The sequence below is a fragment of the Chroococcidiopsis thermalis PCC 7203 genome (assembly GCF_000317125.1).
Lineage (GTDB): Bacteria > Cyanobacteriota > Cyanobacteriia > Cyanobacteriales > Chroococcidiopsidaceae > Chroococcidiopsis > Chroococcidiopsis thermalis.
In genome coordinates this window covers 4,302,045-4,314,970 of record NC_019695.1, presented here as the reverse complement: position 1 = coordinate 4,314,970, position 12,926 = coordinate 4,302,045, and the positions used below count along the sequence as shown (strand labels likewise).

The following is a 12,926-nucleotide window of genomic DNA, read 5'->3' as shown; positions in this document are numbered from 1 at the left end:
TCGATCGCATTCTAGCTAGCGCCAAAGATCCGTATTTATCCCGTGTATGAAAAGACTTGTTCGATCCTAAGCTCAAAGAATTTGAGGCTTTTGGGGGCGATTTTGCCGCCAAAATCTTCTATGCAATGCCTTTTCCCAGCAAATAAGGAAAATGATTCGACATGGTTCGACTAGAAGAATTGACGAAGGGTACTCAAGTTGGGGGCATCCTGCCAAACAATCTCGTCACCATTGTCGATGCTCAGTGGCATGGCTCTGATGTTGTCGAGCTGACGTATAAAGATGCTAGCGGTTCTTTAGGACATGAATTGGTATTTCGCGATCGCGAACCAACCCTGGAACTTGTTACGGAAGGAACCCCTTGGAGTTTTACTGCCGATGGCGCTAACTTTCGTTTGGTATCAGAAGCATACCGCATTCGCCTTGCCCATCTATTCGACCCGCTGCTAGCCGTACACACATCGCTAGTTGAGCCACTACCCCACCAAATTACAGCCGTCTATGGGGAAATGCTAACCCGCCAACCCCTGCGCTTCTTATTGGCAGACGATCCTGGCGCGGGTAAGACAATTATGGCGGGATTGCTAATGCGGGAATTGCTAATTCGAGGCGACTTGCATCGCTGCCTTGTCGTCTGTCCTGGCAGTCTAGCAGCTCAGTGGCAGGACGAGCTGTACCAAAAGTTTCACCTGCCCTTTGAAATTCTCACCAACGATCGGATTGAAGCGGCGCGGACGGGAAATGCTTTTGCAGAGATGCCGCTATTAATCGTGCGCCTGGACAAACTTAGCCGTAATGACGACCTACAAGCCAAATTAGCCCAAACGGACTGGGATTTGGTCGTCTGCGACGAAGCTCATAAAATGTCGGCTTCGTTCTTTGGCGGTGAAATTAGAGAAACGAAACGCTACAAACTCGGCAAGCTGCTGTCAAGTTTAACTCGACATTTTTTATTAATGTCGGCAACACCCCACAACGGTAAAGAAGAAGACTTTCAGCTGTTCATGGCGTTGCTAGATGGAGACAGATTTGAGGGACGATTTCGGGATGGAGTTCACGTCTCGGATACTTCCGACTTGATGCGGCGATTAGTTAAAGAAGATCTACTGAAATTTGACGGCAAACCGCTATTTCCAGAACGGAAAGCCTACGCTGTAGAATACAAACTTTCGGATTTGGAAGCGGTACTTTATAAACGAGTCACCGAGTACGTGCGCGAAGAATTCAACCGTGCTGATGCTTTAGGCAATGAAGGGCGTAAAGGCACTGTAGGTTTTGCTTTGACGATTTTGCAGCGCCGTCTTGCTTCATCGCCAGAGGCAATTTATCAATCGCTTACCCGCCGCCGAGAACGGTTGCAAAAACGGTTGCGCGAAGAAGAATTGTTGAAGCGAGGCAGTAGCGCCAGTATAGAACTTGGGCAAGTTCTCGATTTAGAAGATATAGAAGACGATCTGGAGGATGTCCCCAGCGAAGAACGGGAAGCGAAAGAAGAGGAAGTTGCCGATCTCGCCACGGCTTCGCGGACAATAGCCGAATTACAAGTAGAAATTAGTCTTTTACAAGAATTAGAGCAGCTAGCACTGCAAGTGCGGCGTAGTGGTACGGATAAGAAATGGGAAGAACTATCAAAAATTATTTTAGATTTTAGATTGCAGATTTTAGATTATGAACTCGAAGATCCTAATCAAAAATCAAAAATCAAAAATCTAAAATCCCGAAAGTTGGTAATTTTTACCGAGCATCGGGATACCTTAAATTACTTAGCTCAGAGGATTCGGACGCTGCTGGGGCGTACTGAAGCAGTGGTGACAATTCACGGTGGGATGGGACGAGAAGAACGCCGCAAAGCCCAGGAAGCCTTTACCCAAGATATTGCCGTGCAAGTCTTAATCGCTACCGATGCAGCCGGAGAGGGAATTAACCTGCAACGAGCGCACCTGATGGTGAATTACGATCTGCCTTGGAATCCCAATCGTTTAGAACAGCGGTACGGGCGAATTCACCGGATCGGACAGACGGAGGTGTGTCACCTGTGGAATTTGGTGGCAAAGGAAACTCGCGAGGGGGATGTATATCTGGCGCTGTTGAAAAAGTTGGAAATAGAACAAGAGGCGCTGGGAGGTAAAGTATTTGACGTGCTGGGAAAAGCGATCGCCTCAGCTGAGCTACGAGAGCTGCTGATTCAAGCGATTCGCTATGGCGATCGCCCAGACGTGCGCGATCGCCTCAATCAAGTCGTACAAGATAAACTAGACCAACAAAGGCTGCGGGAACTTCTGTCAGAAAGAGCTTTGGCGCGGGATGCAATGGATATCGCCAAAGTACAGCAAATTAAGGCTGAAATGGAACGAGCAGCGGCGCGGCGGCTGCAACCTCATTTTATTGCCTCTTTCTTTCTGGAAGCTTTCGAGCAGTTGGGTGGCACGGCGCGTCAGCGAGAAGGCGATCGCTACGAAATCACCCACGTCCCCGCAGTTATTCGCGATCGCGGGCGGCAAATTGGTGTCGGAGAACCACTGCTGCGGCGCTACGAACGTATCTGCTTTGAAAAAGAGTCGATTAGCATTCCAGGTAAGCCACTAGCGGCGTTCGTCTGTCCTGGACATCCCCTACTGGATGCCGCGATTGACTTAACTCTGGAACGGCATCGGGATTTGTTGAAACAAGGCAGTATCTTGGTAGATGACAACGACATGAGTGAAAGCACCCGCGCTTTAGTTTACCTAGAACATGGTATCCAGGATGCGCGAACTAATTCCACTGGGACTCGGCGGGTGGTGTCGCGGCGGATGCAGTATGTGGAAATAGGGATTTTAGATTTTAGATTGCAGATTTTAGATTCAGAAACTCAATCGAAAATTGAAAATCAAAAATCTGAAATTTGGAACGCAGGTTATGCACCCTACCTCAACTATAGATCCCCTCAAGATGAAGAAAAGGAAATTATAGATACAATCTTTACTGACTCAAACCAAACGTTTCAATCTAAAATCCAAAATCTAAAATCTAAAATCGAAAATGAGGCGACGAGTTACGCCATTTCCCAGCTTGTCGGGCAACACCTCCAGGAAGTCAAGCAGCGCAAGGAGGAACTCATTGCTAAGACGATGGCAGCGGTGAAAGACCGACTCACAAAAGAGATTAATTATTGGGACCATCGGGCAGAAGACCTGAAAATGCAAGAGTCAGCTGGCAAGGCGAATGCCAAGATCAATTCAACCAAGGCGCGTCAGCGGGCGGATGAGTTGCAAGCGCGGTTGCTGCATCGGCTGGAGGAATTGGAACAGGAACGCCGATTATCGCCTTTACCACCAGTCGTCGTCGGGGGTGCGCTGGTAGTTTCGCTGGGATTGCTGCAACGGCTACAAGGAAAGCGACAGTCAGATGCGGCGATGTTTGCTAGGGAAACTCAACGGGTAGAGAAAACAGCGATGGCAGCGGTGATGGCAGCAGAAAGCCAGTTGGGATACGAACCAAAAGATGTCAGTCAGCAAAAGTGCGGCTACGATATTGAGTCGCGCATTCCCCAAACGGGACAGCTGCGCTTTATCGAGGTGAAGGGGCGGATAGCAGGTGCAGCAACGGTGACGGTGACGAAGAATGAAATTATCGCCGCACTGAATCAGCTGGACGCTTTCATCTTGGCTTTGGTGCAAGTGCCGAAGTCAGAGGAATTTACCCAAGGGGATGTTTGGAAAGTCAAGGCATCGCAGGGAACTTACAAGGTGCATGACGATGATTGTGTCATTCGTTATCTGCGGCAACCGTTTCATAAAGAACCAGATTTCGCCGTGACGAGTGTAAATTATGACTGGCGCGAGTTGTGGCAGCAGGGAACTGAGCCATTTTAGGCAATTTTAGATTTTAGATTTTAGATTTTAGATTTTGGATTGGTTCTATAGCTATGTCTAAAATACCAGTATCCGGTCATACTAAGACGCTGAGGCAATAGCTTAGACCTATTGATTCTATTGCTGCCATACAATAATCGCTAAAATCTACTTAAGAGCAATCTTTCTCAATCTAAAATCTAAAATCTAAAATCTAAAATTCTAATATGAATGCTCATAAAATAGAGACTGTTTTAAATGAAGATGGAACTCTAACACTGCGAGGATTGCCTTTTCGGGCGGGGGATGCAGTTGAAGTGATTATTCTGGAAAGTCACCCTACGCAGCACGAAGCGCCTATACCTTCCTCAGACTCAAATCCTTATCCTCTGCGCGGCACAGTCATTCGCTACGATGACCCAACTGAGCCTGTTGCTCTGGAAGATTGGGAAGTGCTGAAATGATTGTACTCGATACCCATATTTGGGTTTGGTGGGTTGATGGCAATCAGCGACTTACAAAAGCTAATGAACAGTGGATACAACAATACCAGCCCCAAGGTTTGGGAGTCAGCATTATTTCTTGTTGGGAAGTCGCTAAATTAGTAGAAAACAATAAGCTCGTTCTATCCTGTTCGGTCAGTGAGTGGCTGAATGATGCTTTGGCTTATCCAGGAGTACAGTTACTCGATTTGACGCTGCCAATTGTAGTTGAATCAACACAATTAGTCGGTTTTCACCGCGACCCCGCCGACCAGATTATTGTTGCAACTGCAAGAATCTATAACTGTCCGTTGTTAACGGTTGACGAGAAAATTCTTAACTCCCCTAACGTGCAGACTCTCAAGTAGTAGTAAATTCTCGCTCTTTAGGAATTCATTTATGCTACTGGAATTAAATCAAATTATCGTTCCGCCTGGTCAGCAATTGTTATTAAAAAATGTTTCCTGGCAGATGTATGAAAACATTTTGTCAGAGTTAGGGGAAGGTCGGGCTGCTAGAATTAATTATTACCAAGGAATGTTGGAGATTGTGACACCACTACCAGAACATGAGATAGGAAAAGTCATGATTGGTGATTTGGTGAAGGCATTACTTGAAGAACTCGACATTGATTTTTGGAGTCTTGCCTCTACAACTTTTAAAAACGAAGCTATGGCAGCAGGTGTAGAGGCAGATGACTGTTTCTATATCCAAAACGAAGCTGTTATTAGAGGGAAAAAGCGAATAGATCTAACTGTAGATCCTCCGCCAGATCTAGCAATTGAAATCGATATTACATCTCGTACTCGTTTCAATAACTATGAGGCTTTAGGTGTGACTGAGCTTTGGCGATATGATGGGCAGAGCTTGGAGATAAATGTATTGGAAGATGGAAAATATGTCAAATCGAATACCAGTAGAAACTTTTCTCAATTTCCACTCGTTGATGCGATTCCTCAATATGTAGAGCAGAGTAAAGTAGTAGGTAGAAATGCGACGATGAAAGCTTTTAGAAATTGGGTGAGAGAATTTTAGATTTTAGATTTTAGATTTTAGATTGAAGAAAAATAAATATCAGTGTTCTTACGGACAGATGGCTAGTAATTCCTGGGCAAATTCTAATAATCCCACCAGGATTGTTAGGCTACTGTAATGACTTCTCATACAGATAATTTCGACAACCCAGAAAATTTACAAATTACTGAGACTTTCTCATCTATAGCTCAGTCAAAAAATCTAAATTTAATTCAGTATAACCACGGAAATTATCGCAAGAAGTTAATTGAGGTTTCCTTGCCGCTAGAGGCAATTAATAAAGAATCAGCACGGGAAAAATCAATTCGACACGGGCATCCTTCAACTTTACATTTATGGTGGTCGCGTAAGCCATTAGCAACGTGTCGGGCAGTATTATTTGCATCTTTGGTGGACGATCCTTCGAGTCATCCCGACAAGTTTCCTACAGAAGAGGCGCAGGAGGAAGAGAGAAAACGCTTATTTGAAATTATCGAACAGTTGGTGAAGTGGGAAAATATTAATAATAAAGATATTTTAGACGCAGCTAAAACAGAAATTCTAAAATCGACTAATAATAATCCGCCGCCTGTCCTCGATCCTTTTTGTGGTGGAGGTTCGATACCTTTAGAAGCGCAAAGGTTGGGGTTAGAAGCGCATGGAAGCGATCTAAATTCAGTGGCGGTTTTGATTACCAAAGCTTTGATAGAAATCCCGCCAAAATTTGCCGATCGCCCTCCTGTTAATCCTGATTCTCAAAGTACAATCATCCCCAATCAAAAATCTAAAATCAAAAATCTAAAATTCCACTATGGGGCGCAGGGATTAGCTGAGGACGTGCGCTATTACGGGCAATGGATGCGGGATAAAGCTTTTAAGCAAATTGGGCATCTTTACCCCAAAGTAGATTTACCGCAGGAATATGGCGGCGGTGAGGCGACGGTAATTGCTTGGTTGTGGGTAAGGACTGTGAAATGTCCTAATCCTGGTTGTGGCGCAAAAATGCCCCTCACAAGTAAGTTTTGTCTCTCAACTAAGAAAAATAAAGAAGCTTGGGTAGAACCTATAATCGATCACACTCAGCAGCCGTCTGTGGTACGTTATAAAATTTTAGATTTTAGATTGCAGATTTTAGATTCTGAAGTGCAAGACGAAACCTCTCAATCAAAAATCAAAAATCAAAAATCAAAAATCCCCCCAGACGGAACCGTAAACCGTAAGGGTGCAACTTGCATCTGTTGCAGTACGCCAGTGCCATTTGACTACATCCGCAGTGAAGGAAAAGTAGGACGGATGGACGCTGAATTGATGGCTATTGTCGCCGAAGGGCAACGCGGACGGGTGTATTTGTCACCAACCCAAGAACATGAGGAAATAGCAGCCAAAGCACAACCAGATTGGAAGCCTGAATCAGATTTACCAGAACAGGCGCTTGGCTTCCGCGTGCAACTTTACGGGATGACCAAACACGCTGACTTATTTACTTCTCGTCAACTTGTAGCCTTAACCGCTTTTAGCGACTTGGTAAGCGAAGCACGGGAAAAGGTACTTGAGTCAGCTGTAGCTGCTGGAATGCCTGATGATAGTTTACCGCTTTGCGAAGGTGGTACGGGTGCGACGGCTTATGCAGATGCAGTGGCGACTTATTTAGCGATCGCAGTAGATCGAATCAGCGACTACAATTCAAGTATTTGTAGCTGGCACTCAGGACGAGACATTATTAGAAATACTTTTGCCCGTCAAGCAATTCCCATGACTTGGGACTTTGCAGAAGCAAACTTATTAAGCGATTCCACTGGTAACTTCATCGGTGCAGTTAATTGGATAAGTAAAGTTATTGAAATTTCTCCTTGCAGTACCAAAGGAGTTGTCAAACAAATCGATGCAACTAGATCGGATGTCTTTACAAAATCAATAGTTGTTTCTACAGATCCGCCATATTACGACAATATCGGCTACGCTGACCTCTCGGACTTTTTCTATGTCTGGCTGCGTCGTTGTTTAGGTTCAATCTATCCCGATCTGTTCGCTACTCTACTCGTTCCCAAAGCACAAGAACTTGTCGCTACACCTTATCGCTTTGGTGGAGACAAACAAAAAGCCAAGGAATTTTTTGAAGAGGGACTAGGTAAAGTTTTTAAGAGAATGCGTGAGATGGCACATGATGAATATCCTTTAACTGTTTATTACGCATTCAAACAAACAGAAACCGAAGCAACAGATGAAGATAGTCACGATCTAGCAGTTGCTTCTACCGGATGGGAAACCATGCTAGAAGGGCTAATCAAGGCTGGTTTTACTATCACTGGTACATTGCCCATGCGAACAGAACTAAGTAACCGTACAGTTGCCAGTGGTACAAATGCCCTCGCCTCATCTATCGCCCTCGTCTGCCGTCCTCGTCCAGAAACCGCACCATCCACCACTCGCCGCCAATTCGTCAACACCCTCAAGCGCGAACTTCCAGCCGCCCTGCATCAACTGCAACAAGGCAACATCGCCCCTGTAGACTTGGCACAAGCTAGCATTGGTCCTGGCATGGCAATCTACTCTCGCTACACGAAAGTGTTGGAATCGGACGGTACACCAATGCGCGTGCGTACCGCCCTGCAACTGATCAACCAAACCTTAGACGAATTCCTCGCCGAACAAGAAGGAGAATTTGACGCTGAAACCCGCTTTGCCCTGACTTGGTTTGAACAGTATGCCTTCAGTGAAGGATTGTTTGGCGATGCTGAAACCCTTTCCAAAGCTAAAAATACCGCCGTACAAAGCATGGTAGACGCTGGCATCCTCGTTGCCAAGGCAGGGAAAGTACGACTGCTACGCCGCAGTGAAATTTTAGATTTTAGATTGAAGATTTTAGATTGTGAATCTGAATCGAAAATCAAAAATCAAAAATCTAAAATCACCATTTGGGCTGCCACACAGCACATGATTCGAGAATTGCAAGATGGTGGTGGAGATCGAGGCGCTGCGAATTTACTCTCGCAATTGGGAAATATAGGAGAAGCAGCGCGGGAGCTAGCTTATCGGCTGTATAACATTTGCGATCGCAAAGGTTGGGCATCTGAAGGTGTCGCTTACAACAGCTTGGTAATTTCCTGGTCGGACATTTCCCGTCTCGCTGACGAAAAGAAAGAAGCCACGCCATTGCAAGGTGAGTTGGAATTTTAGATTTTAGATTTTAGATTTTAGATTTTAGATTTTAGATTGAAGAAGGAGGAGGGAAATTTTAGATTTTAGATTTTAGATTTTAGATTTTAGATTGAAGAAGGAGGGAAATTTTAGATTTTAGATTTTAGATTTTAGATTGAAGAAGGAGGAGGGAAATTTTAGATTTTAGATTTTAGATTTTAGATTGAAGAAGGAGGGAAATTTTAGATTTTAGATTTTAGATTTTAGATTGAAGAAGGAGGGAAATTTTAGATTTTAGATTTTAGATTTTAGATTGAAGAAGGAGGAAGGAGGGGAAATTTAGATTTTAGATTTTAGATTGAAGAAGGAGGGAAATTTAGATTTAGCGAATAAAAAAGAGGTTTTCTACTGATGAGTAATTAATGAAATAATAACGTTTAGTCAAAGATAAACAGGAAAAATGCAAGTAGCTAGAGAAACATTGAACTCTTAATCAAAAACGAGTAAAACAATCTAAAATCTAAAATCTAAAATCTAAAATTATTATGAATGAGCAGGAATTTAAAGATAGAACGAAAAAACTAGCACTGCGGGTTATCCGCCTTGTGGGAAAACTGCCTAATAACTATATAGCGGAAGTTATTGGTAAACAACTTTTGCGTTCGGCTACTTCAGTAGGAGCTAACTATCGCGCTGCTTGTCGGGGTAAATCAACTGCCGATCTGATTGCCAAGCTTGGAATTGTTTTAGAGGAAGCCGACGAATGCCTTTACTGGATGGAAATTTTAATTGAAGCTGAATTAGTCGCTGCTGAAAAATTAAAGAGTTTGATGTCAGAAACAAACGAAATTGTAGCTATGATAGTTGCTTCAATCAAGACTCTACGAACTAAAACTAAACCCCAACCTAAAATCTAAAATTCCTCTCTTCCAATCTAAAATCTAAAATCTAAAATCTAAAATTATATGATTAGCAATCGCGAACGTGTTGGCAGAGCCTTAGACCTGCTCAAAGATGGCTTATATCCCTTTGTAGAACGGGAAATGCGTTCTGCCTATAGCGATAAGTGGTTAGTTGCTGCCACCCCTTTTGTCTCAGAAGACCGTACCTTGCGGCGCAGCGTCCAGCAAATCCTGAAGCAAGATATTTCAGAATTGCTCAAACTAATGTCAAATCAGTGGCGCGAAGTTTTCAAAAAAACTTTGGGCAATGCCGAAAGAAGTTTAGTCGGGGAGTTAATATCTACCCGTAACTCCTGGGCGCACAACGATCCCTTCTCTACAGACGATGCCTATCGCGCCCTCGATAGCGTCTCCCGCTTGCTCACCGCCATCTCTGCACCAGAAGCCGACGAAGTTGACAAGCAAAAACAAGAATTGTTGCGGGTACGGTTTACCGAACAAGCCCGTCGCGAGACTCGCCGCGCTCATCTCCAACCCCTAGAAGGCAACCCTACAGGTGGTTTAAAACCCTGGCGAGAAATTGTCACCCCTCACCAAGATGTTGCTTCCGGTCGCTACCAAGAAGCGGAATTTGCGGCGGATCTGTGGCAGGTCTATTTAGACGAAGGCTCGGACGAATATCGCGTCCCTACTGAGTTTTTTCGCCGCACCTACCTGACGGAAGGACTCAAGCAACTGCTGACAAATGCCTTGCTGCGTCTTTCAGGTAAGGGTGGAGATCCTGTCATCGAACTGCAAACCAACTTCGGTGGTGGCAAAACCCATGCCATGCTTGCTTTGTATCACCTATTCATGGGAGTCCCTGCATCACAGTTGCCAGGATTAGAACCAGTGCTGTCAGCAGCAGGTGTCATGCCTCCGGCAAAAGTCAACACGGCAGTTTTAGTTGGCAACAAAATTTCTCCAGGTCAGCCCCAACGTAAAAAAGATGGTACGGTTGTGCGGACGCTCTGGGGCGAACTGGCTTGGCAGTTGGGTGGTAAAGAAGGCTACGAGATGCTGCGGCAAGCAGACGAAACCTCAACTAACCCTGGCGATACCCTGCGGCTGTTGTTTAACCGTTATGCGCCCTGCCTGATTTTAATCGATGAATGGGTAGCTTACGCCCGACAGCTGCATCAAGAAAATGACTTACCAGGGGGTAGCTTTGACACTCACTTTACCTTTGCTCAGACTTTGAGCGAATCGGCAAAAAATGCTAACCAGACCTTGCTAGTCGCCAGTATTCCCGCTTCTGATAATGAAATTGGCGGCGATCAAGGGTTAGCAGCCCTAGATCGGCTCAAAAATGCCATTGGCAGAGTTGAATCCCCTTGGCGACCTGCTAGTGCCGATGAAAGCTTTGAAATCGTGCGACGGCGCTTGTTTCAACCGATCGCCGAACAAACTGCCTTTGTCGCCCGCGATGCCGTCGTTCGCGCCTTCGGGGAAATGTACCAAGCCCAATCGCAGGAATTTCCTAGCGAGTGCCGAGAAGCCAGTTACAAGCGGCGGTTAGAAAATGCCTATCCCATCCATCCCGAACTATTCGACCGACTTTACACCGACTGGTCGAGTCTGGACAAGTTTCAACGCACCAGGGGCGTACTGCGGTTGATGGCAAAAGTAATTCATACCTTGTGGGAGGGACAAGACAAAAGTTTGTTAATCATGCCTGCCAACGTGCCGATGGATGACGGACAGGTGCAAGCAGAATTGACGCGCTACCTAGAAGACCACTGGGTTCCCGTGATTGAAAAAGACGTAGACGGAGATAATTCACTGCCTCTGGAGTGCGATCGCCAAAATCCCAATCTAGGACGTTACTCTGCCTGTCGCCGCGTCGCCCGTACCATTTATCTCGGCTCAGCCCCGACTCTCCGCGCTGCCAATCGCGGCTTGGAAGACCGACGGATTAAACTCGGTTGCGTCCAACCAGGGGAAAGCGTAGCAACTTTCGGGGATGCCTTGCGCCGTCTCACAGATCGCGCTACCCACCTCTACGTTGATGGCAGTCGCTACTGGTTCTCAACTCAACCTAGCGTCACCCGCCTCGCTCAAGACCGAGCCGAGCAACAGGAGCGGGATAAAGTTTGGGATGAAATTATCCGTAGGTTAAGGGCTGACAAGCAGCGCGGTGAATTTGCTGGAGTTCACATTGCTCCCGACTCCAGTGCTGACGTCCCCGATGAAATGGCTGTCAGGTTGGTTGTCTTGGGAGCGCAGTATCCGCATAAAAATAAAGAAACCGATACTCCAGCCCGTGTCAGAGCAGAAGAGATTTTACAGCATAAAGGAGCCAGCCCCCGTTACTGCAAAAATATGTTGCTGTTCCTCGCACCAGACAAGGCTAAACTTGAGTTGCTAGAAAAGTCTGTTTGCCAGTATCTAGCTTGGGATTCAATTGTCCGAGAAAAGGAAGCCCTAGAACTCGGTGTGTTTCAAAGCAACCAAGCGACAACCAAACAGCAAGAGACTGACAAAATTGTTAAAAACTTAATTCAAGAAGCTTATATTTGGCTGCTCGTACCAACGCAACCCGATCCTCACGCAGCAATCGAGTGGCAAGAAATTCGGCTGCACGCATCAGACTCGCCCATAGTGCAAGCGAGTCGCAAAGCCACACACGAAGAACATTTGATGGCTAACTATGCTGCCAGTCGTCTGGGTCTAGAAGCACTCGACCCTTATCTATGGCGGGATGTCAACCATCTCGACTTGAAGAAGTTGTGGGAGTATCTGGCTTATTACCTGTATTTGCCGCGCTTGCGAGATGAAAAGGTACTACTGGCTGCTGTAGAGACGGGAGTGGCAGAATTACTTTGGAATGAAAATTTTGCTTACGCTACTGGCTGGGATGAATCCAAAGGACGTTACCTGGGCTTAACAGCAGGCAAGCACATTAACGCTAGCCTCAGCAGTCAATGTCTAATTGTGAAGCCAGAAATAGCGCAACGGCAGTTTGAGGCAGATAGAGCCGCGATCGCGACAACTCAAATACCACAACCTAATGACTTAGAGAGTGGGGAGCAGAGAAATAAGGGAGTAGAGGGACAGACAAGTAGAGAAGTAGAAGAAAAAACAGGCACTTACGATCCGTCATCTGTAACTACTCCTGCTCCAACAGTTCTACCAAAACGTTTCTATGGCTCAATTAAGTTAGATGCATTGCGACTGCGGCGAGATGCAGGACTAATAGCTGATGAAGTCATTCAACACTTCGCCAGCTTGGTGGGTGCAGAGGTCGAGATTACATTGGAAGTTCAAGCGAGCATTCCGAATGGAGTACCAGACAATGTGGCTCGCGCCGTTACTGAAAACTGTCGAGTTTTGAAATTTACAACTCAAGAATTTGAGCATGAATGACGGTTATATATTACTCGCTCAAACCGCAGTTCATCGAGGCGAATCCCGTCTCTATTCGTTCGCTAGGATGCGGACGAGTCTAGCAGTGGCTGAATTAATTTTGGCTAAAGGGAGCTGGTGAGGTGGTGGTACCGAGCTGTAGTGTTTAGGAG

Annotated in this window: 7 protein-coding genes; all 7 read left to right on the top strand. The window is 45.7% G+C overall.

Features of this window, described 5'->3' with window-relative positions:
• Positions 1-161: 161 nt before the first annotated feature.
• The 7 genes from CHRO_RS18630 (at position 162) to CHRO_RS18600 (ending at position 12,774) form a co-directional block, all read left to right on the top strand.
• Positions 162-3,854, top strand: a complete 3,693-nt coding sequence (locus CHRO_RS18630) for a helicase-related protein (RefSeq protein WP_015155783.1) — start codon at positions 162-164, stop codon at positions 3,852-3,854.
• A gap of 206 nt (positions 3,855-4,060) precedes the next feature.
• Positions 4,061-4,297: a hypothetical protein gene (locus CHRO_RS18625; protein WP_015155782.1), complete on the top strand. Its 237-nt coding sequence runs from the start codon at positions 4,061-4,063 to the stop codon at positions 4,295-4,297.
• Positions 4,294-4,683 (top strand): type II toxin-antitoxin system VapC family toxin, encoded by a 390-nt coding sequence (locus tag CHRO_RS18620; RefSeq protein ID WP_015155781.1) that lies wholly within the window; start codon positions 4,294-4,296, stop codon positions 4,681-4,683. The genes CHRO_RS18625 and CHRO_RS18620 overlap by 4 nt, the downstream gene beginning before the upstream one ends.
• Positions 4,684-4,714: 31 nt before the next feature.
• The gene (locus CHRO_RS18615; RefSeq protein ID WP_015155780.1) at positions 4,715-5,350 is read left to right on the top strand and encodes a Uma2 family endonuclease; all 636 of its coding nucleotides are present in this window, start codon (positions 4,715-4,717) and stop codon (positions 5,348-5,350) included.
• Between the two features lie 117 nt (positions 5,351-5,467).
• A complete protein-coding gene (locus CHRO_RS18610) occupies positions 5,468-8,506 on the top strand; it encodes a DUF1156 domain-containing protein (protein WP_015155779.1) in 3,039 nt (1,012 codons plus the stop codon).
• Between the two features lie 506 nt (positions 8,507-9,012).
• The gene (locus CHRO_RS18605; protein WP_015155778.1) at positions 9,013-9,384 is read left to right on the top strand and encodes a four helix bundle protein; all 372 of its coding nucleotides are present in this window, start codon (positions 9,013-9,015) and stop codon (positions 9,382-9,384) included.
• 48 nt (positions 9,385-9,432) lie between these two features.
• The gene (locus CHRO_RS18600) at positions 9,433-12,774 is read left to right on the top strand and encodes a Swt1 family HEPN domain-containing protein (RefSeq protein WP_015155777.1); all 3,342 of its coding nucleotides are present in this window, start codon (positions 9,433-9,435) and stop codon (positions 12,772-12,774) included.
• Positions 12,775-12,926: the final 152 nt, after the last annotated feature.